The following is a 19,697-nucleotide window of genomic DNA, read 5'->3' on the forward strand; positions in this document are numbered from 1 at the left end:
TTCGCAAAGATCAAGGAATTCAGAGCCATAGCGACCCGCTACGAAAAGACAACGTCCAGCTACGCCGCCAATTGGCATCTCGCGGCTGCCATCATCGCCTCACGATGAATGTCCACAGACCCTAACACCCGCAAGGCTTTTCAGCCCTCCGATATTTGGGGGCTGCGGGCTGCAAAGCCTTGCTCCCGTCGCTCCCTGTGGTGACCTTTCTGCTTTGCAAACTCCGTGACATTTCTGAATGGGATTTACAATTGGGACGACGTATCTGCACCGACCGCTCTTTGGCGACATGCACCGCGCTCACGCAACCGAAGGAAACACCGCCGTCTTTTTCACCGTGCCGTAGACAAAACTGGTGTCGATCGAGGCGATGCCGCCGATGGGATGAATGCGGTTCCGTATGAAATCCTCATAGGCTTCGAGATCGGGCACAAGCACCCTCAGCTGGTAATCCATTGCCCCGGTCATCACGTGACATTCCAGCACCTCATCGATCATCCGGATACGGCTTTCGAAATTCTTTACATCCGCCTCGTTGTGCCGCTCCAGCCGGACGCGCACGAACACCATGATCGACAGACCATAGGCCGCCGCGTCCACATCGGCGCTGTAGCCCTGCACGATCCCCTTGGCTTCAAGGTTCCGGATCCGCCGCAGACAAGGAGAGGGTGACAGATTCACCGCATCGGCAAGATCCTGGTTGGTCATGCGACCGTCCCGCTGCAACGCACGGATGATCTGTCGGTCTTTACTGTCCATGAAGCCCTCATATTGGCAGATACTGCCAATAATTACCTCAACCAAGGCAGAATTGGCAATCAAATGCCGTACAGGTCAGCACAAAGTGGCGCCACCAAGTTTCAGGAGATATCCCAATGAGCCGCGCCGCAGGATTTGCCACCCGTGCCATCCACCACGCCTATAACCCGCTGGACAATGACGGCGCGCTGACCCCGCCCCTGCATCTGACCTCGACCTTCTCCTTTGAAACCGCCGAAGCGGGCGGAGATACCTTCGCCGGAGAGCGCGAAGGCCATATCTATTCCCGCATTTCCAACCCGACCTGCGATTTGCTTGAGCAGCGCATCGCGACGCTCGAAGGGGCAGAGGCAGGCCTTGCCATGGCCAGCGGCATGGGCGCGATCACTGCGGTTCTGTGGACCCTTCTGTCGCCGGGCGACGAGGTGATCGTCGACAAGACGCTGTATGGCTGCACCTTTGCCTTCATGCGGCACGGGCTGGCAAAATGGGGTGTCACCATTACCCATGTGGACATGACTGACGTGGATAACCTGCGTGCGGCGATCAGTGACAAGACCCGCGTCGTCTATTTCGAAACCCCGGCCAATCCGAACATGCGTCTTGTTGATATCGCGGCAGCATCAGACATCGCCCACGCGGCAGGTGCGCAGGTCGTGGTCGACAACACCTATGCAACCCCCTATCTGACCCGCCCGATTGAGCTTGGCGCCGATATCGTGGTGCATTCCGCCACAAAATACCTTGGCGGCCATGGTGATGTGGTGGCCGGGCTGATCGCAGGCACTGCCGAGCAGATCACCGAAATCCGGTTGGTGGGGATGAAGGACATGACGGGGGCAGTAATGGCGCCGTTCAATGCCATGCTGATCCTGCGCGGGCTCAAGACTCTTGCCCTGCGCATGGATCGTCACTGCGCCTCTGCCCGGGTGGTGGCGGAGTATCTGGAGGCGCATCCGGCCGTCAACAGCGTGCATTTTCCGGGGCTTCAAAGCTTCCCCCAGCACCAACTGGCCGAACGCCAGATGGCGCAGCCGGGTGCAATGATCGCCTTTGAAATCGACGGCGGTATGGCTGGCGGGATCCAGTTCATGAACGCGCTCGAGATGATCCAGCGCGCCGTGTCGCTGGGCGATGCGGAAACGCTGATCCAGCACCCGGCCTCGATGACCCATTCGACCTATACCGCCGAGGAACGGCTTGAGCATGACATCAGCGATGGCCTGATCCGCCTGTCGGTGGGGCTGGAAGACGTGGCCGACATCCTGCAGGATCTGGATCAGGCCCTGCCCACGCCCGCCAAACACGCTGCCGAATAAGGAGAGCGCCATGCCCGCCGATCTCACCCACCTGAAGACCGTCGAACAGCGGCTGCTGTGGCTGTCGCACTGGATGATCCATCACGCCAATCACGTGCGCCCCAAGGTAGACGGGATCAAGATCGGCGGGCATCAGGCCTCCTCGGCCTCGATGGTGTCGATCATGACCGCGCTTTATTTCTCGGCACTGCGGCCCGAGGACAGGGTGGCCGTGAAACCCCATGCCTCGCCGGTCTTTCACGCGATGCAATACCTGATGGGCAACCAGACCCGCGAGAAGATGGAGAATTTCCGCGGCTTTGGTGGCGTGCAGAGCTATCCCAGCCGGACCAAGGATATCGACGATGTGGATTTTTCCACCGGTTCGGTGGGCCTTGGCGTGGCGATCACCTCATTTGCTGCGATTATCCAGGATTACATCAAGGCCAAGGATTGGGGGCGCGATGCCCCGATGGGCCGCATGGTGGCGTTGGTCGGCGATGCAGAACTGGACGAGGGCAATATCTACGAAGCCCTGCAGGAAGGTTGGAAAAACGATCTGCGCAACACCTGGTGGATCATCGATTACAACCGCCAGTCACTGGACGGAATCGTACGCGAAGGGTTGTTCGGGCGGATCGAGAAGATTTTCGACGCCTTCGGCTGGGATGTGGTGCGGGTCAAACATGGCGTCTTGCAGCGGGCCGCGTTCGAGGAACCCGGTGGCGATCATTTGCGAGACTGGATCGATGCCTGCCCCAATCAGGAATATTCCGCGCTGACCTTCATGGGCGGTGCAGTCTGGCGCAAGCGGCTGATGGATGATCTCGGCGATCAGGGCGATGTGACGGCCCTGATCGACCGGCGCAGCGACGCCGAACTGGCCGCGCTGATGGAGAACCTGGGCGGGAACTGCGTAGAGACCATGGCTCAGACCTTTGACGCCATCGACCACGACCGGCCCACCTGTTTCCTCGCCTATACGATCAAGGGCTGGGGCACGCCCATTGCGGGACACAAGGACAATCACGGCGGGCTGATGAACAAGTCCCAGTTCGCCGAATGGCAAAAGCACATGGGCGTGGCTGAAGGCGAAGAATGGGAGCCTCTGGCAGCGGTCAAAGACCCGGATGCCCTGCGTGCCTTCCTGTCTGAGGTGCCCTTCTTTGCCAAGGGCACCCGCCGCTATCAGGATGACAAACTGGCGGTGCCCGCGATTGCCGTCGACACCTCGCGCGAGGTGTCGACCCAGATGGCCTTTGGCAAGATCCTTGATGATCTCTCGAAGGGCGATAGCGCACTGGCCCACCGCATCGTCACCACCTCACCTGATGTGACCGGCACCACCAACCTTGGCCCATGGGTGAACCGGCGCAAGCTCTTTGCTCGCACCGAACAGGCCGATGCATTTATCGAAAACCGCATTCCCTCGACCGCGAAATGGGAGTTCACACCGCAGGGCCAACATATCGAACTGGGCATTGCCGAGATGAATCTGATGCTGCTCTTGGGCGCGGCGGGCCTGTCGCATTCGCTCTTTGGCAAGCGGCTTATCCCCATCGGCACGGTCTATGATCCCTTTGTCGCCCGCGGCCTCGATGCGCTGAACTATGCCTGTTATCAGGACGCGCGTTTCATTCTGGTCGGCACCCCCTCCGGGGTGACACTGGCGCCCGAAGGCGGTGCGCACCAATCCGTCGGAACCCCTCTCATCGGGATGAGCCAGGACGGGTTGGCCTCCTTTGAACCTGCCTTTGCGGACGAACTGGCAGTGATCATGGAGTGGGCCTTTGACTACGTGCAGCGCGATGGCGAGGGCGATCCGGATGAACGCACCTGGCTGCGGGATGAGACCGGCGGGTCGGTCTATCTGCGCCTCACCACCAACCCTGTTGAACAGCCCGGCAAACGCGTCGACGAAGAATTCCGTCAGGGTGCCATCGATGGCGCCTACTGGCTGCGCAAGCCGGGGCCGAATTGCGACGTGGTGATCGCCTATCAGGGCGCAGTTGGCCCAGAGGCGATCAAGGCCGCCGGAATGGTCGGCGAAGGTCGCCGCGACATTGGCGTGCTGGCGGTGACCTCGGCGGACCGGCTGAATGCAGGCTGGACAGCGGCGCAACGCGCTCGCGCCCGCGGCAATGCGGCGGCGCAATCGCATATCGAGGCCCTGATGGGGCGGCTGCCGCCCCATTGCCGGATCATCACTCTGATCGACGGGCATCCGGCCACATTGTCATGGCTTGGCTCTGTCGCCGGGCACCAGACAATCCCGCTTGGGGTGGAGCATTTTGGCCAGACCGGCACTATAGGGGATCTTTACCGCCACCACGGCATCGACGCCCGCGCCATCGTCGAAAAGGTGAATGGTTTGACAGCCGGGAAGAAGATGGCCTGAGGGGCGCACATCAAAGGGATGTATCTTCGCGAAGCACGCAACGGTCCAGCAGTGCCGTTACATCCTCGGCCTTGAACAATGCGGTGCCTTCGGTCTGGACCGTTGCGCTGGCGGCGGCAACGCCCCAGCGCAACGCCTGCCCCAGAGGCTGGCCCTGCGACAGGGCCAGCGTCAGCGCCCCGGTAAAGGCATCCCCTGCCCCGATTTTACTGACCATCGGAACCTCGGGTGCGCGACAGAAAAACCGCTGCTGCCCCGTCACCAGAATGGAGCCTTCACCGCCGCGGCCGCCAACCACGAGCTCCGCCACGCCGCGCGCAATCAGCGCCTCGGCAAAGGTGTAGCTGTCATTCAGGCTCTCCATCCTGTGCCCTGCTGACTGCTCCGCCTCACGCTGATCCAGCCGCAACAAATGCACTGGATCGGAAGGTGAGGAGAGCAGATGTTCCAGCGCAGTCTTTGAAGTATCGACTACCAGCTTGCTCCGGCTCGGGGTCAGGGCCGCCAGAACCTTTTGCGGGAAATCGTCACCCAGACCGGGCGTGACGCCACCGCTAAGGACCACATAACCATCCCTTGGCGCGGCAGAGACAATCGCATCGAGCAGGCGCGCGCCATCAGCCTCACTCATCTCCTCACCCGGAACACTGAAGCGGAACTGTTCCCCGGTCGATGTATCCGTCACCGCAAAACTCTGCCGCGTTTCACCACCGGCCTGCACGGGATCCACCGGGACGCCCTCCGCTGCCAAAAGCTGCAACAGCCGCTCCCCCATGGCGCCGCCTACGGCAACGAGCGCCAGAACATCGCCGCCCAGCCTGTGAATGGCCCGGGCCACATTGACGCCGCCACCGCCCGGATCGGTGCGCGGAGTATCACAATAAAGCTTGGGGCCTGCCACCACGTGGTCGATCGAGGTGGCCAGATCAACGGCAGGGTTCAGCGTGATTGTCAGGATCTTGGACATTGGTTTCCCAGCAGGCAGGTCAGAGCACAGCCTCTGCACATCTAATTCTTTTCTGTAGCGCCACCAATCCCGGACGGTCTGAGCCGCCGGGCGGATATGGCGGTTAAGGCTCTTCCCTGCGCAGCTGTTTTCTAAGCCAGGCCTCGAACCGTTGCACCGGTTTTGGCGCCGCCCCGTAGGGGCGCACGAAATAATAGCGTTTGCGGGAGGTCAGATGCGGACCGGGAATGCGCATCAACTCACCCGAGGCGATTTCCTGATCTACCATATCATATGGCACGATCGCTGCGCCCAGCCCGGCCACCGCTGCAGCGATAACCATCGAATGCTGGTCGAAATAGCGCCCGTCCTGACGTGGCGCACCGATGATCCCAGCTCGTGCGAACCAGTCCCGCCAAGCTTCTTCGCGGCTTTCCAGATGCAGCAGCGGCACCCCAGGCCAATTCGGATTGCCCGCAAGATCCTGCCCGGCAAAGAAATCCGGCGCGCAGACCGGGATCATCTGCTCGCCGAACAATTCGGTCATCAAGGTACCGGGCCAATTGTCGAGCCCGTAATGAATGGCCAGATCAAAAGAGGTGCGGCTGAAATCAAACGGCTCCAGCCGGGTGGTGAAATTCAGCTCGATCTCGGGGTGGCGGGCAAAGAAATCCGGCAACCTTGGGATCAGCCAGCGATTGGCGAATGTCGGCAGGACGGCGATCCGCAGCGCCGAACGCCCGGCCCCGGCGGCAACCGCTTTTTGCAGGCTGGCCTTCAGCGAGCCCAGATCCTGCGCCAGATCGGTGGCGAGCCCCTGCCCGGCCGGGGTCAACACCACACCGCGCCCGACCCGCTGGAACAACTCGAACCCCAGAACGGATTCCAGCTCCTTCACCTTCTTGCTGACCGCACTTTGGGTCAGTCCCAGTTCCTCGCCGGCGGCGGTGAAGTTCTGATGCCGGGCTGCGCTTTCGAAACAGCGCAAGTGGGTCAGGCTCGGCAGCCGCATCACGACACCTCCTGCGGGCCGATCTGCCCGACCAGCCAGTCACGGAACTTCAGCAGGGGATAATCCGCCGCCCGGTTCTGCGGCCAGACCAGGAAATAGGACCCCAGGCTCACCGGCGCGCCGGGCACCGCCAGTTGCAGTCGTCCCTGTTCAATCTCTGCCTCGGCAAGGAAGGTCGGCAGCAAGGCAACGCCAAGCCCATGCACCGCCGCCTGCGTCATCGCCGAGGATTGATCGAACAGCATACCGCGCAGTTTTTCCGCCGGAACATCATGCAGGGCAAACCATTGCTCCCAGCTGTCCGGGTGGGTCTCAAGATGCAACAGCGGGAAATTGAGCAGCTCCTCTGGCGCGGCGGCCGGGGCCTGCATCAACCCCGGCGCACAGACCGGCAGCACGTGTTTGGGCATCAGAGGCAGGTATTCGACGCCCGGCCAGTCACGCACCCCATAATGAATCGCCGCCTGTGTGGTGCTGCCCTCGAAACTGAAGGGCAGGTTGTGGGTCTGAAGGTTGACCGTAATCCCCGGATGCGCGGCCACGAAATCCTTCAGCCGCGGCGCCAGCCAGTGCAGCCCGAAGGAAGGCAGGATCGACAGGTTCAGACTGCCACCATCCGGGTTTGCCCTGAGCTTCACCGACGCCTGCGCCAGCCGGGTCAGGATACCGCGTGCCTCCTGTGCGAACCCTGCCCCCGCCGGTGTCAGCTGCATCCGCATCTGATCACGCGCAATCAGATCAACCCCCATCTGCTCTTCCAGCTGTTTCAGCTGACGGCTGACCGCGCTTTGGGTCAGCGACAGATCCTCGGCCGCCGCCGAGGCACTACCCAGACGGTCCACCGCTTCGAGGGCAAGCAGGGATGGAATGGAGGGTAAAAAGCGACGCGGCGCGATCATATGACTTTACCTCATACCGGCAGGAATTAGTTTCATGTGCAAACCACTCCTTTCAATGACAAACAAGGGAAAATGCCAACACCTGATCATCAAAGATAGTTCTTTCCCTCATGATCAGCATTCTCTGACAAGGACTCCCTCCATGGATTACGCAGATATCCTGACCGCCGCTGGCCTGACCAAAGACGAACTCTGGGGTGGAACGCTCAGCGTGACCACGCCGGTCGATGGCAGCGAAATCGCCAAGTTGAAGATGCACAGTGTGAGCGAGGCAAACACCCAGATCGCGGATGCGAAACAGGCATTCACGGCCTGGCGGCAAGTGCCCGCCCCGCGCCGCGGTGAACTGGTCCGCCTGCTGGGCGAAGAGCTGCGCCGCGAGAAGGAAAACCTTGGTCGGCTGGTGACGCTGGAATGCGGCAAGATCTATCAGGAAGGCCTTGGCGAAGTGCAGGAGATGATCGACATCTGCGATTTCGCGGTTGGCCTGTCCCGCCAGCTTTATGGCCTCACCATCGCATCAGAACGCCCCGGCCACGCCATGCGCGAGACCTGGCACCCGATGGGCACCTGCGGCATCATCACCGCGTTCAACTTCCCGGTGGCGCCCTGGTGCTGGAACACGGCGCTGGCGCTTGTTTGCGGCGATCCGGTGATCTGGAAACCTTCCGAGAAGACCCCCCTGACGGCGCTGGCAGTTCAGAAGATCTGCGACCGGGTGATGGAGACTTTTGGCGAGGAAGCCCCAAAAGGCCTGATTCAGACTCTGGTTGGCGAACGCGATCTGGGCGAAGCGCTGACAGCCTGCAAGGATGTCGCGATCATCTCGGCCACCGGTTCGGTGCCGATGGGCAAGGCGGTTGCCGCCGATATGTCCAAACGCCTGGGACGCACGATTCTGGAGCTGGGCGGCAACAACGCGATGATCGTGGCCCCTTCGGCGGATCTGGAAATGGCCCTGCGCGCCATCGTTTTCTCCGCCGTTGGCACAGCCGGGCAGCGCTGCACCACCCTGCGCCGCCTGATCGTGCACAAGGACATCTATGACCAGCTGATCCCGCGCCTGATCAAGGCCTATGAGGGTCTGCCGATTGGTGATCCTCTGGCCGACGGCACCCTGGTCGGCCCGCTGATCGACCGTCCCGCGCTGGACGCCATGGACGCTGCGTTGGCGCAGGCCAAGGCCGAAGGTGGAAAGGTGCACGGCGGCGGGCAGGCGCAAAAGGGCAGCCATGGCGATGCGGCCTATGCCCATCCGGCCATCGTGGAAATGCCGGAACAATCGGCAATCATGCATACCGAAACCTTCGCGCCGATCCTTTATGTGGTGAAATACGACGATCTGGATGAGGCCATCGCCCTGCAGAACGACGTGCCTCAGGGGCTCAGCTCCTGCATCTTCTCCACCGATGTGCGCGAGACCGAATATTTCCTCTCGGCAGCGGGTTCGGATTGCGGTATCGCCAATGTGAACATCGGACCCTCCGGTGCCGAAATCGGCGGGGCCTTTGGCGGAGAAAAGGAAACCGGCGGCGGCCGCGAAAGCGGATCTGACGCCTGGAAAGGGTATATGCGCAGGCAGACGAATACTGTGAACTATTCACGCGATCTGCCACTTGCACAGGGGATCAAATTTGACATCTGATCTGGCGTCCAGTCTTTGGCATGACACCTGCCGGGAGCAGATCCTGGCGCCGCAGCTGACCGAAGAGGTCACTGCGGATCTGGTGGTGATCGGCGGCGGCTACACAGGGTGTGCCGCCGCGCTGAAGGCTGCGGGACTAGGTGCCGATGTCCGCCTGATCGAGGCGGGCAGTTTCGGCAGCGGTGGGTCGGGGCGCAATGTCGGTCTGGCCAATGCAGGCCTCTGGCTACCCCCCGAGGATATCAACGCCGAAATCGGCGAGGCGGCCGGGCGCCGCCTGTCCGACCTGCTCGCCGGGGCGCCGGATATGGTCTATGACCTGATCGAAACCCATCAGATCGCCTGCGAACCGGTCCGCAAGGGCACGCTGCACTGCGCCCATGCCCCCAGCGGCATGAAAGACCTGCAACGGCGCTTCGACCAGCTGTCGCGGATCGGCGCTCCGGTGAAACTGCTGGACGCAAGCGAAGCGCAGGCAAGGGTCGGGTCCGAACAGGTGTTCGGCGCGCTGTTTGATCCACGCGCCGGCACGATCCAGCCGCTGGCCTATGCCCGTGGCCTCGCCCGGGCCGCTGCGGGCGCAGGTGCAAAGGTCCACGCAGAGACCCCTGCCCTATCGGCCACACGGCAGCAGGATATCTGGGACATCACCACCCCCAATGGCCGCATTCGCGCCAAGCATATGATCGTCGCCACCAACGGCTACGCCCTGCCCATCGAAGGGCTGCAAACCCCAGCCATGATCCCGGTGCATTATTTCCAGGCCGCAACCGATCCGCTGCCGGACAGTGTTCGCAGGGCCATCCTGCCCGAGCTGGAAGGATGCTGGGATTCGGCGCTGGTCATGTCCTCCTGGCGGCTGGATCAGGAAGGTCGCCTGATCATCGGCGGCATGGGGGCGCTGAACCATCCCGGCAGCGGCATTCACCTCGGCTGGCTGCGGCGCAAACTGGCCGATCTATTCCCGGCGCTGGCCGACACGCCCCTGCGACAAACCTGGTTCGGGCGGATCGCAATGACCACGGAACACCTGCCGAAGATCCAGCATCTGGACGGCGGCTATGCCTGTTTCGGCTATTCCGGGCGCGGCATCTGCCCCGGCACACTGTTTGGCACCCGCATGGCGGAGGCACTGCTGACTGGCGAGACATCCTGCCTTCCGGTAGACCCGGTGGCCAGCCACAGCCTGCCCTTTGCCGGGCTCAAACAAGCCTATTACGAGACCGGCGCGACCCTGACGCATCTGGTCAAGAACCGGTTCTGAAAGGGGCAGACCAGGGTCCCCCGCCCTGCCCCTTTCCGGAATACCTAGTGGCAGCTCGCCATCGCACTGCCCAGTTCGGACAACAGATCCGTGTAGAAATCCGGCCCCGACGGGATGTGGCTGCCCATGGGGTCGATCACTACCGTTTTTGCCCCGGTCCCATCCAGCACCGTATCGACCAGTCCCGGATTGAACTGCGGCTCGGAAAAGACACAGGCGACGCCATGGGACGCGACCGCATCGCGGATCTCGGCGATGCGCGCGGGGCTTGGGTCCGAAGCATCGCCCAGCGAAATCGCCCCGGATGAGGTCAGCGCAAAACTGTGCTCGAAATACTGGTAAGCGTCGTGGAAAACGATGAAGGCGCTGGCGCGCAGTGGCTCCAGAACCGCATCAAGGCGCCCCACGGTTTCCTTGATTTCCGCCTGACCGGCCTTGGCGTTGGCCATGTAGATCTCTGCGTTTTCGGGGTCCAGCGCGGCCAGCTCTGCGGCAATGACCGATAGCCACAGCTCTGCGTTTTCCGGCGCCAGCCAGGCATGGGGGTCAATGCCTTCATGTGCGTGGCCAGCGTGATCCTCGTGATGCGCGTCGCCGTGTTCATCATGCGCCATGTGATCATGATCGTCACCATGCTCGCCCTCTTCGGCGTGATCCTCATGTCCATCGTGATCTTCGCCAGCGTGACCGTCGTGATCATGCTCGGCTTCATGATCGTGATCATCGTGATCAAAGGTCGTGCCCGACCGGAACTCCAGCTCCAGCGTGCCATCGACATCCAGCAGTTCGGTCACCCGCGCCCGCCCCGCCAGGGTCTCAAGCGGGCCTTCCAGCCAGGGTGTCAGTGCTTCGCCAATCCAGAACACCGCATCAGCGCGGTCCAGCGCCAGCGCTTCGGAGGGGCGCATCGCGTAGCCATGGGGTGACGCACCGGGCGGCACCACCAGATCCGGCTCTCCCACTCCCTGCATCACACGGGCGACCAGCCCATGCACCGGCGCGATATCAACCGCTACCCGCGGCACCTCGGCCAGCGCCATCCCTGCCCCAAAAACAGCAGGCAGCGCCGCTGCGTAAGATAAGCCTTTCATTCCGACAGTCCTCTCGTCCCGAGTCGATGTAATTGTATAACATTACGCGGCTTGATAAACGTCATAACATAACATATCAAGACCCAAATCGGCGCCTGTTACTGCCCCTTCAATTGCCCTGTGCGGAGACCCCTGATGGATTCGATCGGCTTCGAAACCCACGATCACAGCAGCTGTATCCACGACTGCATTGCCGCAGTGGATGCCCGGTGCAAGGCAAAGGGTCTGCAATTCACCCCCGTACGGCGGCGGGTGCTGGAAATCCTGCTGCAAGAGCACCGGGCGCTCGGCGCCTATGACATTCTGGACCGGCTGCGCGAAGAGGGACTCGGCTCGCAGCCCCCGGTCGCCTATCGGGCGCTGGATTTCCTGGTCAAGAATGGCTTTGCCCACAAGATCGAACGGCTGAATTCCTTTGTGGCCTGCACCCATCCCGGCGACAGGCACGCGCCGATTTTCATGATCTGCCGAATCTGCGATGCCGTGGCCGAAGTGCATACCGATCCTACCAAGGGAGAGCTCGGCGCTGCAGCAGAGGAAGCCGGGTTCCTGATCGAGCGCACCGTCGTCGAAGCCGAAGGGATCTGCCCAAAATGCCAGAAGGCACAGGCTGCATGAGCCTTGTATCCCTGAAAGGCCTGTCCGTTCAGTATGGCGGCAACACGGTGCTGTCCGATGTGAACCTGAATATCGAAGCGGGTGAGATCCTCACCATTGTCGGGCCGAACGGATCGGGAAAATCCACGCTCTTGCGCAGCATCATCGGCGCCCTGAAGCCCAGCCGGGGCAGCATCACCCGCGCGCCCGGCCTGCGCATCGGCTATGTGCCGCAAAAACTGCATATCGATCCGACCCTGCCACTGACCGTCCGCCGGTTTCTGAGCCTGCCAACCCGCGTCAGTGACGCTCAGGCCGAAGCCGCATTGGCACAGGCCGGCGCCGACCGGCTGGCCACGCGGCAGATGTCAGGCCTGTCGGGCGGGCAGTTCCAGCGCGTCCTTTTGGCCCGGGCGCTGCTGACAAACCCGCAACTTCTGATTCTGGATGAAGCCACCCAAGGCCTTGATCAACCCGGCTCTGCCGCCTTTTACCAACAGATCGCAACCGTACGGGCTGAACTCGGCTGCGCGGTGTTGATGGTCAGCCATGAATTGCACGTGGTCATGGCCGCCTCTGACCGGGTGATTTGCCTCAACGGCCATATTTGCTGCGAGGGGGAGCCGGAACACGTCGCCTCTGCGCCAGAATACCGGGCGCTGTTTGGCACCGGAACCCAAGGGGCGCTGGCGCTTTACCGGCACGAACACAACCACTCGCACGACCATTCCCACGATCATGGTCCTGGCTGCGACCACGATCACGGCCCCTCCGACGCAAACAGGGGCGTTGCAGATATGGACAAGGTATCATGAGCTTTCTCGACAGTTTCCTGATCCGCGCCGCACTTGCCGGGATCGGCGTTGCGCTGGCGGCGGCGCCGCTGGGCTGTTTCGTGGTCTGGCGCCGGATGGCCTATTTCGGCGATGCCACGGCGCATGCTTCCATCCTGGGCGTAGCTTTGGCACTGGCCTTTGATACCTCGGTCTTTGCTGGCGTGCTCGTTACCTCGCTGATGATGGCGACAGCGGTTTCGAGCCTCAGCAACCGGGGCTATGCCATGGATACGCTGCTCGGGGTTCTGGCACATTCTTCGCTGGCCTTTGGCCTAGTCGCGGTCTCCTTCCTGCATGGGGTCCGGATTGATCTGATGGCCTATCTGTTTGGCGATATTCTGGCCGTCAGCCGCGTTGATCTGGCGATTATCTGGGGCGGCGCGGCGCTGGTTCTGCTGTTGCTCTGGGCGCGGTGGTCGGCGCTTCTGACGGCGACCCTGAACCCGGATCTAGCCTATGCCGCCGGGATCGACCCGAAACGAGAGCAGATGGTGCTAACCATTGCCCTCGCGCTTGTCGTCGCGGTGGCGATCAAGGTGGTCGGCGTCTTGCTGATCGCCGCGCTCTTGCTGATCCCGGCCGCCGCCGCACGTCCCTTTGCCTCGACCCCGGAACGAATGGCGCTGATTGCGGCAACGATCGGCGCCTTGTCCGCCCTCGGGGGGCTGCAACTGGCCTTTACCTTTGACACGCCGACCGGGCCGACCATTGTCTGCCTCGCCGCGATCCTGTTCGCGCTTTCCAGTCTGGGTCACGCCCTGCGCCAGCATATCATCGGTCCCAATTGATCCGTGGGCCTGCGCAGACCGTGTGATTTCCTGTTGCATGGTCCAGCACATATGTTCTGTTTATACCATGAACCCCCAACTTGATCCGAAACAGACCGCCCGCCTGCTTGCCACGCTAAAAGAGGGCATTTCCCACATGCCGCCCAAACTGGCGGCGGCGGCGAAATATATCATCGATAACCCGGGTGATTTCGCGCTCGACCCGGTGCGCATAACCGCCACCAAGGCCGGGATCAGCGCCAATACCCTGGTGCGTCTTGCTGAACATCTGGGGTTTGACAGTTTCGAAGCCCTGCGCACGCCCTTCCGCGCCGCTCTTGTCACCGGGCAAGAGGCGGGGCTGGGAGAGGATTGGCTGGCGCAAATGCAGGCGTCGGATGCGCCCTCGGCTGCCCTTCAGGCGCGCGCGGCCCGCAACGAGATCAACATCGTGGCGCGTTCTTTGCGGCTGATGACCCCCGAACGCACCGCTGCCATTGTTGAGACGCTGACCTCGGCACGGCGATGTTACGTTACCGCCACCCGCGCCTCATATGCACTGGCGCATTACTTTCACTACGTGGGGCGGATGGCACTGCCGGATCTGGATCTGGTGCCGCGCCATATGGGCTCGGCGATGGACGATCTGATCGACCTCTCAGCGGAGGACTGCCTGATCGCCATCACCTTTGCCCCCTATTCCTCGGGGACCATTCAGGCCCTGCGCATGGCGGCAAAGAGAGGCGCCAAGGTCGTGCTGATTTCAGACAGCGAGGTGATCGCCCCCGGCATCCATGCCGATCATGTGCTGGCCGTCGCGTCGAATTCGCTGCATGCCTTTGGCGCCTATGGTGGCGCCATGGCGGTGCTCGAATGCCTGCTGACACACCTGATCACGGCAGGCGGAGACACCGCCCGCCGCCGGATCGCGGCCTATGAGGACCTGCGTCAGGACAGCGGCGCCTACTGGAGTGGCCCCAAACTGCCCCGCACTGGCCGCTGACCGCTGTTGTCTGGCTCAGGCCGGGGTATCAGAACCGCAGCGACAAGCAGGACATGCCGCCGTCCAGTTTCGTGCAGTCGCGGTTGTCGATCTCCACGACCTCGAACCCTTCGCGGTCCAGCATTTCGGCAGTGCGCGGGAACCCCGCCGCCATCAGCACCAGATTGTTGAACCGGATCGCGTTGGCCGCTGCCTCTTCGCCATCGGCCACGTGCAGAACCCGGTAGCCTTCGAAACAGCCCGAGGCATCCAGCCGACGGGTGGACAAGATCGTTTCCGCATCCATCAGGGAACAATCGGTCTTGAAGTGCAAAACCCCCTCGGGCGTGAAAACCTCGCGCAGGGAGTGGCCCCATTCCGCCGCGATCTCTGCCAGCTCGGCAACGCCCGCCGCATCCGTGCGATCCGAGCGGCCCACCAAGATCTCGCGACCGGTCACCAGAATGTCCCCGCCTTCAATATGGCCGGGTCCCTTGATTTCGCGCAGATCTTCGTAACACCCCCGCAGGGCCGGAGCCATTTCGGCCACCTCCCCCATGCGGGACGGCGCGCCGGGGCGCATCAACACGGCGCCCTGCGGCAGGCACAGCGCGGTGTCCTCGACAAAGACCGCATCGGGATAGGCCTCCAGCGGGTCCAACTCGATCACTTCGGCGCCGGTGCTTTTGAGGGCCGCCACATAAGACGCATGGGCCTTCAGCATGGTCTCCAGATCCGGGGTGCCGATATCCTCGGCGCGCAGCCCGTTGACGATGCTGGCAGCCGGACGGCGGGTGATGGCGCGGGTGAACTCAAACGAAGGGTTGGTCATATTCTAGTCCTGTGTCGGCACAAAAACAGGTGCCGCGATTTCAATCATGGAAGGGCCGGTTTTCGGCGCAGCGCGCAAAGCAGCGGCGACCTCGGCCGGGGTTTGAGCCACCGCCTGATGCGGAATGCCAAAGGATCGGGCGGTTGCGGCAAAATCGGGCGGCGTGGGATCACAGCCGACCACTGTCACGCCAACGTCCTGCATCGAGGTCGCGATTTCGCGGTAGCCGTGGTTGTTCCAGACCACGAATGTGACCGGCAGATCTTCCTCGACCGCGACCATGACTTCGGGCAGCGAAAACTGCGCGCCGCCATCGCCGACGATACAGATCACCCGCGCGTCAGGCGCAGCTATCGCGGCCCCGATGGCTGCGGGAATGCCATAGCCGAGCGCGCCATATCCCGTTGCCGCATTGAACCAGCCGCCCGGGCGGTCGTGATCGTAGTAAAGGTTCCCTGCATAGATCGGCTGCGTTGAATCCCCGACCATGATCGCCCCCGGCAGCGCATCGCGCATGGCCTCAAGCACGGCAACCTGATCGCGATACTCCGGTCCAAGCTCTGCCAGCGCGGCATCGCGGGTGCGGGCCGCCCGCGCGGCGCCGTCATTACCCGCCTGCCCGTCCGGCATCGCTGCCAGAAGCGCAGTCAGAAAGCCCCCTGCCTCGCTTTGAATGCTGAGCTCAGCAGGGTGACGCTGCAATTGTTGGTCACATAGATCGACCCGGATCAGCCCAGCCATCGCAGGCATGGTGCCGGTTGCGTACATGTCATAATCCGTCGGCCCCATCTCGGTTCCGATGGCCAGAACCACGTCGGCCTCTTCGATCAGTGCCCGTGTTGCCTGCAGGCTGGGGCTCGCCGGAACGCTCAGGGCATGATCGAAAAGCACCCCACGGGCGTTGACCGTCTGTACCACTGGAGCATCCAGCCGTTCAGCCAGGCGCCGCAATTGCGCCGCTTCCGATTTGGCCCCGCCGCCTGCAAGGATCACCGGGCGCCGCGCGGCGTTCAGCCGTCGCGCGGCTTCGGCAATCTGATCGGCATCCGCTTCTGGATAGTTCGCGTTTGACTGGGGAGACGCCGCGCCTGCGGGCGCGGCAGTGCCGGCGATATCCAACGGGATCTGCACATGCACAGGACCGGGTCGCGGGCTCTGTACCTGATCGAACACCCGGTTCAGCGCCGGGGTCAGCGCTTCTGGACTGTCGACATGTTCGGACACCAGTGCCACCGTCGCCGCCAGCGCGTGCTGGTCGGGCAATTCGTGCAGATGCCCCATACCCTTCCCCAGCGACGGGGCCGCATTGACTCCGGAGACGACCAGCATCGGCACGGAATCCGCCCGCGCCTGTGCCATGGGCGTCAGCGTGTTGGTCAATCCCGGTCCGGTGATGACAAAGGCTACGCCCGGCTGTCCCGACACGCGGGCGTAGCCATCTGCCATGAACCCGGCGCCCTGTTCGTGGCGCGGCGTCACATGACGGAGCCCCGACGCGGCAAGCCCCCGGTAAAGTTCCACCGTGTGCACTCCGGGAATACCGAATACACAGGTCACGCCGCGCGCCTTCAGATCTGCGACAAGCTGTTCTCCGACGCTGGTCATGCGACCTCCTGCGCCTTTTGGGCGGCATGGGCCACGATCCGGTCAAGCGCTTTGTCGAAACCAGCATCTTCGATGGTCAGTGCCACGCGCACCCAGGTTTTCAGGCTTTCCCCGAAAGAAGAGCCCGGCATCACCGCAACCCCACCGTTTTCCAACAGATCCATCGCATAGGCATCGCCATCCATACCGGTGGCAGAGACATCGATCATCGCAAACATGCCTGCCTCCGGCCGGTGCACGGTCAGTCCTGTTTCCGCATGCAGCCGATCCGCCAGACGTTCGGCGCGGGCAGAGAACCGGCTCACCATGCCTGCCGCCACAGAAGATCCCTCGCGCACCGCCTGTTCGGTCATGTCGGCGATGAAAGGCTGGTTGCCGAACAGCATGGTTTCGGAAAACGGCAGCAAGGCATCGCAGAACTCCTTGGAGGCGACGCACCAGCCGCTGCGGAATCCCGGCGCGGCGTGGGATTTGGAAACCGAGGATACGGCGATCACCCGGTCCGCGATATCGGCCTGCGCCAGCGGCGATGTAAACTCAGCACCATCGAACACCAGTTCGGCGTAAACCTCATCCGAGATGATCCAGAACCCATGTTCCACGGCGAGTTTGCCGATGGCCGCGATATCCTCTGGCGTCAAAATCGACCCTGTGGGATTGTGCGGAGAGGTCAGCAGCACCGCACGGGTCCGCGGTGTGATACGGGCTGCAATATCTTCTGCCTGCATGCGAAACCCGTGTTCGGGGCGCAGGGGCACGGGCACCATATTGGCGCCGGTTGCGCGAATGACCCCTTCGTAGGTGGCATACATAGGATCCCCGACCAGCACCTCATCGCCGTGCTGCGCGACACCGGTCATCACTGCGAACAGCGCGGTCTGGGTGCCCGGGAAACAAAGGAAGTTGTCCGGCTCAAACGCCCGGCCGATCCTCCTGCTGTATTGCGCGGCCAGCGCTCGGCGCAGGTTCATTTCGCCTCGCCCATCGGAGTATCCAGTACGGCCAGACTGCATAGCGCGGGCCGCAGTATCCAGCAGCGCCTGAGGCACCGGCACGTCCGGCTCACCGATGGTCATTTCGACCAGATCGGCGCCTGCTTCGGCCATGGCGCGTGCTTTCAGGTGTATTTCCCATTTTGCACCGCCCAGCCCTGCCAAACGCGTGGTCACATCCGTTGTTTTCATGGCCGATCAGCCTTTTCCTGAGGTGTCATTTTCAATTCTAATCCGGTAATGGCGCCGACGGAGCGCACCCCGATTTCGGGCAGCTCTCCCGGCTCAAAAGCGTCCGGCAAAGCGCCACCTTCGAGCCACAGACCGTCGATCACCGCGTTGCAGGCAATGGCGAGATGGCGCAGACCAGGCGGCGCGACGGAGCGTCCGGTCTCACGCAGCGCAGCATCGATCAGCGCCTCAAGCCGGTCCCGGAAATCGGCATAGGTCTGCGCGTGAATCTGGCGCATGACCGGATCCTGCTGCACCTTGTTCAGAAAGCTGGCCCAAAGACCAATCGAACGCGGATCGACAACCGGCGGCGTAAGCGAGGCCACAACAAAGGCCGACAACCTGCTCACCGCACAGCCGGTGACCTGCGTGGCCGGGGCCTCGGTCAGATCCGTCATATAGGTCATGTGATGTTCGTAGGCGGCGCTGATCAACTCTTCCTTGGAGGAGAAGTAGTGCCGTATCAGACCTTGCGTCACATCGGCACGCTCGGCGATGGCCCGGACCGTCGCCCCACGCACGCCCTTTTCGGCGACCAGCTCAAGCGTAGCCGCGATCAGGGCGGCCTTTCGGGCCTCTGCAGTCTCCCGCTTAAATTTCCGGCGTTCTTCGGTCACGGTCTCTCCGGCCTGACGATTTCAAATTATACACTTGCATAATTACTATTGTTCGTCCTTACTACAAGCCGAAAAGTAAGGACCGCGAAAAATGCCGCAAAGCGCCGCTGCCAGCACAGCTGCTCAGACACCCCCTGCCCCCGACGCCGCCAACGAGGCGATCCGGGTCACGGATCTGCACAAATCATTCGGGCATCTGGAGGTTCTGAAGGGGGTTTCACTGACCGCGCAGAAAGGCGACGTGGTCGCCATCATCGGCGGCTCCGGCTCTGGCAAATCAACTATGCTGCGCTGCATCAATTTTCTGGAACAACCCACGTCCGGCAAGATCATCATCGGCGGCGAGGAGGTCGCCATGCGCAGCGATGGCAGCCCGGCGAATCGCCGTCAGATCGAACGGATCCGCACCCGTCTGGCCATGGTGTTCCAGCAGTTCAACCTCTGGACCCACCGCACCCTTCTGGAAAACGTGATCGAAGTGCCGGTGCATGTGCTGAAACAACCGCGCGCCGAAGCGATCACTAAGGCCCGCCAGTTGCTGGAACGGGTCGGGCTTGCCGAAAAGGCAGATACCTTTCCGGCCTTTCTGTCCGGCGGACAGCAGCAGCGGGCGGCGATTGCGCGCGCGCTGGCGGTCGATCCGTCGGTCATGCTGTTCGACGAACCCACATCGGCGCTGGATCCGGAACTGGTGGGCGAAGTGCTGACGGTCATCCGCGACCTTGCCGCCGAAGGGCGCACCATGCTGCTGGTGACCCACGAAATGAAATTCGCCCGCGAGGTCGCGGATCACGTTGTCTACCTCTACCAGGGACGGATCGAGGAACAGGGCCCGCCAGAACAGGTCTTTGGCAACCCGCAATCCCCCCGTCTTCAACAGTTTCTGAAATCCGTCCACTAGGGGCGGCAAGGCCACAAAGGCCAAT

18 protein-coding genes and 1 pseudogene are annotated in these 19,697 nt (G+C 62.4%); 10 read left to right on the forward strand and 9 right to left on the reverse strand.

Annotated elements, in window-relative coordinates; genetic code table 11:
* Positions 1-108: pseudogene (locus tag AAFO90_RS07695) on the forward strand (IS5/IS1182 family transposase); the annotation flags it as partial.
* Between the two features lie 192 nt (positions 109-300).
* Here the strand turns inward: AAFO90_RS07695 and AAFO90_RS07700 are convergent.
* Entirely contained in the window at positions 301-759 is a 459-nt protein-coding gene (locus tag AAFO90_RS07700) for an Lrp/AsnC family transcriptional regulator (protein ID WP_274830762.1), read from the reverse strand.
* A gap of 116 nt (positions 760-875) precedes the next feature.
* On the opposite strand from AAFO90_RS07700, the gene AAFO90_RS07705 reads away from it, so the two are divergent.
* Together AAFO90_RS07705 and AAFO90_RS07710 are read left to right on the forward strand one after the other, a co-directional pair.
* Positions 876-2,078, forward strand: coding sequence for a methionine gamma-lyase (locus AAFO90_RS07705; protein WP_347509003.1), 1,203 nt, complete (start codon positions 876-878; stop codon positions 2,076-2,078).
* A gap of 10 nt (positions 2,079-2,088) precedes the next feature.
* The gene (locus tag AAFO90_RS07710) at positions 2,089-4,455 is read left to right on the forward strand and encodes a 1-deoxy-D-xylulose-5-phosphate synthase N-terminal domain-containing protein (protein ID WP_347509004.1); all 2,367 of its coding nucleotides are present in this window, start codon (positions 2,089-2,091) and stop codon (positions 4,453-4,455) included.
* Positions 4,456-4,465: 10 nt separating this feature from the next.
* Here the strand turns inward: AAFO90_RS07710 and AAFO90_RS07715 are convergent, their stop codons facing one another.
* The 3 genes from AAFO90_RS07715 to AAFO90_RS07725 form a co-directional block, all read right to left on the reverse strand.
* A complete protein-coding gene (locus tag AAFO90_RS07715; RefSeq protein WP_347509005.1) occupies positions 4,466-5,422 on the reverse strand; it encodes a 1-phosphofructokinase family hexose kinase in 957 nt (318 codons plus the stop codon).
* A 103-nt stretch (positions 5,423-5,525) separates the two neighbouring features.
* A complete protein-coding gene (locus tag AAFO90_RS07720; protein WP_347509006.1) occupies positions 5,526-6,413 on the reverse strand; it encodes a LysR substrate-binding domain-containing protein in 888 nt (295 codons plus the stop codon).
* Complete coding sequence (locus AAFO90_RS07725; RefSeq protein WP_347509007.1) at positions 6,413-7,312, reverse strand: LysR substrate-binding domain-containing protein; 900 nt, start codon at positions 7,310-7,312, stop codon at positions 6,413-6,415. Before AAFO90_RS07725 ends, AAFO90_RS07720 begins: the two co-directional genes overlap by 1 nt.
* A 142-nt stretch (positions 7,313-7,454) precedes the next feature.
* Here AAFO90_RS07725 and AAFO90_RS07730 point away from each other — a divergent pair, with 142 nt between their 5' ends.
* Together AAFO90_RS07730 and AAFO90_RS07735 are read left to right on the forward strand one after the other, a co-directional pair.
* Positions 7,455-8,957 (forward strand): aldehyde dehydrogenase family protein, encoded by a 1,503-nt coding sequence (locus AAFO90_RS07730; RefSeq protein ID WP_347509008.1) that lies wholly within the window; start codon positions 7,455-7,457, stop codon positions 8,955-8,957.
* Positions 8,947-10,221 carry an FAD-binding oxidoreductase gene (locus AAFO90_RS07735; protein ID WP_347509009.1) on the forward strand — a complete coding sequence of 425 codons (1,275 nt, stop codon included), beginning with the start codon at positions 8,947-8,949 and terminating at the stop codon, positions 10,219-10,221. Before AAFO90_RS07730 ends, AAFO90_RS07735 begins: the two co-directional genes overlap by 11 nt.
* Positions 10,222-10,265: 44 nt before the next feature.
* Here the strand turns inward: AAFO90_RS07735 and AAFO90_RS07740 are convergent, their stop codons facing one another.
* On the reverse strand, positions 10,266-11,312 hold the full coding sequence (locus tag AAFO90_RS07740; protein ID WP_347509010.1) for a zinc ABC transporter substrate-binding protein: 1,047 nt from the start codon (positions 11,310-11,312) through the stop codon (positions 10,266-10,268).
* A gap of 135 nt (positions 11,313-11,447) precedes the next feature.
* Here AAFO90_RS07740 and AAFO90_RS07745 point away from each other — a divergent pair, with 135 nt between their 5' ends.
* From AAFO90_RS07745 to AAFO90_RS07760, 4 genes are all read left to right on the forward strand, one after another.
* On the forward strand, positions 11,448-11,930 hold the full coding sequence (locus AAFO90_RS07745) for a Fur family transcriptional regulator (protein WP_347509011.1): 483 nt from the start codon (positions 11,448-11,450) through the stop codon (positions 11,928-11,930).
* Positions 11,927-12,724: a metal ABC transporter ATP-binding protein gene (locus AAFO90_RS07750; protein ID WP_274834733.1), complete on the forward strand. Its 798-nt coding sequence runs from the start codon at positions 11,927-11,929 to the stop codon at positions 12,722-12,724. Before AAFO90_RS07745 ends, AAFO90_RS07750 begins: the two co-directional genes overlap by 4 nt.
* Positions 12,721-13,533, forward strand: a complete 813-nt coding sequence (locus AAFO90_RS07755; RefSeq protein ID WP_347509013.1) for a metal ABC transporter permease — start codon at positions 12,721-12,723, stop codon at positions 13,531-13,533. The genes AAFO90_RS07750 and AAFO90_RS07755 overlap by 4 nt, the downstream gene beginning before the upstream one ends.
* Before the next feature lie 67 nt (positions 13,534-13,600).
* Complete coding sequence (locus tag AAFO90_RS07760) at positions 13,601-14,515, forward strand: MurR/RpiR family transcriptional regulator (RefSeq protein ID WP_347509014.1); 915 nt, start codon at positions 13,601-13,603, stop codon at positions 14,513-14,515.
* 28 nt (positions 14,516-14,543) lie between these two features.
* Here the strand turns inward: AAFO90_RS07760 and AAFO90_RS07765 are convergent, their stop codons facing one another.
* From AAFO90_RS07765 to AAFO90_RS07780, 4 genes are read right to left on the reverse strand one after another with little or no spacing between them, the layout of a single operon-like run.
* Complete coding sequence (locus AAFO90_RS07765) at positions 14,544-15,326, reverse strand: arginine deiminase family protein (RefSeq protein WP_347509015.1); 783 nt, start codon at positions 15,324-15,326, stop codon at positions 14,544-14,546.
* 3 nt (positions 15,327-15,329) lie between these two features.
* Positions 15,330-16,931 carry a 5-guanidino-2-oxopentanoate decarboxylase gene (locus tag AAFO90_RS07770; protein WP_347509016.1) on the reverse strand — a complete coding sequence of 534 codons (1,602 nt, stop codon included), beginning with the start codon at positions 16,929-16,931 and terminating at the stop codon, positions 15,330-15,332.
* Entirely contained in the window at positions 16,928-18,115 is a 1,188-nt protein-coding gene (locus tag AAFO90_RS07775; protein ID WP_347509017.1) for a pyridoxal phosphate-dependent aminotransferase, read from the reverse strand. The genes AAFO90_RS07770 and AAFO90_RS07775 overlap by 4 nt, the downstream gene beginning before the upstream one ends.
* Complete coding sequence (locus AAFO90_RS07780; RefSeq protein WP_347509018.1) at positions 18,112-18,771, reverse strand: TetR family transcriptional regulator C-terminal domain-containing protein; 660 nt, start codon at positions 18,769-18,771, stop codon at positions 18,112-18,114. Before AAFO90_RS07780 ends, AAFO90_RS07775 begins: the two co-directional genes overlap by 4 nt.
* 91 nt (positions 18,772-18,862) lie before the next feature.
* Between AAFO90_RS07780 and AAFO90_RS07785 the strand changes: the two genes are divergently transcribed.
* On the forward strand, positions 18,863-19,672 hold the full coding sequence (locus AAFO90_RS07785) for an ATP-binding cassette domain-containing protein (RefSeq protein WP_347509019.1): 810 nt from the start codon (positions 18,863-18,865) through the stop codon (positions 19,670-19,672).
* Positions 19,673-19,697 lie beyond the last annotated feature (25 nt).

Origin of the sequence: Phaeobacter sp. CAU 1743 (assembly GCF_039839315.1) — a bacterium.
Classification (GTDB): Bacteria; Pseudomonadota; Alphaproteobacteria; order Rhodobacterales; family Rhodobacteraceae; genus Phycobacter; species Phycobacter gallaeciensis_A.

Coding starts and splice junctions, on each gene's coding strand:
- AAFO90_RS07700 (WP_274830762.1), bottom strand. CDS start 759: ATGGACAGTAAAGACCGACAGATCATCCGTGCGTTGCAGCGGGACGGT.
- AAFO90_RS07705 (WP_347509003.1), top strand. CDS start 876: ATGAGCCGCGCCGCAGGATTTGCCACCCGTGCCATCCACCACGCCTAT.
- AAFO90_RS07710 (WP_347509004.1), top strand. CDS start 2,089: ATGCCCGCCGATCTCACCCACCTGAAGACCGTCGAACAGCGGCTGCTG.
- AAFO90_RS07715 (WP_347509005.1), bottom strand. CDS start 5,422: ATGTCCAAGATCCTGACAATCACGCTGAACCCTGCCGTTGATCTGGCC.
- AAFO90_RS07720 (WP_347509006.1), bottom strand. CDS start 6,413: ATGCGGCTGCCGAGCCTGACCCACTTGCGCTGTTTCGAAAGCGCAGCC.
- AAFO90_RS07725 (WP_347509007.1), bottom strand. CDS start 7,312: ATGATCGCGCCGCGTCGCTTTTTACCCTCCATTCCATCCCTGCTTGCC.
- AAFO90_RS07730 (WP_347509008.1), top strand. CDS start 7,455: ATGGATTACGCAGATATCCTGACCGCCGCTGGCCTGACCAAAGACGAA.
- AAFO90_RS07740 (WP_347509010.1), bottom strand. CDS start 11,312: ATGAAAGGCTTATCTTACGCAGCGGCGCTGCCTGCTGTTTTTGGGGCA.
- AAFO90_RS07745 (WP_347509011.1), top strand. CDS start 11,448: ATGGATTCGATCGGCTTCGAAACCCACGATCACAGCAGCTGTATCCAC.
- AAFO90_RS07750 (WP_274834733.1), top strand. CDS start 11,927: ATGAGCCTTGTATCCCTGAAAGGCCTGTCCGTTCAGTATGGCGGCAAC.
- AAFO90_RS07755 (WP_347509013.1), top strand. CDS start 12,721: ATGAGCTTTCTCGACAGTTTCCTGATCCGCGCCGCACTTGCCGGGATC.
- AAFO90_RS07760 (WP_347509014.1), top strand. CDS start 13,601: ATGAACCCCCAACTTGATCCGAAACAGACCGCCCGCCTGCTTGCCACG.
- AAFO90_RS07765 (WP_347509015.1), bottom strand. CDS start 15,326: ATGACCAACCCTTCGTTTGAGTTCACCCGCGCCATCACCCGCCGTCCG.
- AAFO90_RS07770 (WP_347509016.1), bottom strand. CDS start 16,931: ATGACCAGCGTCGGAGAACAGCTTGTCGCAGATCTGAAGGCGCGCGGC.
- AAFO90_RS07775 (WP_347509017.1), bottom strand. CDS start 18,115: ATGAAAACAACGGATGTGACCACGCGTTTGGCAGGGCTGGGCGGTGCA.
- AAFO90_RS07785 (WP_347509019.1), top strand. CDS start 18,863: ATGCCGCAAAGCGCCGCTGCCAGCACAGCTGCTCAGACACCCCCTGCC.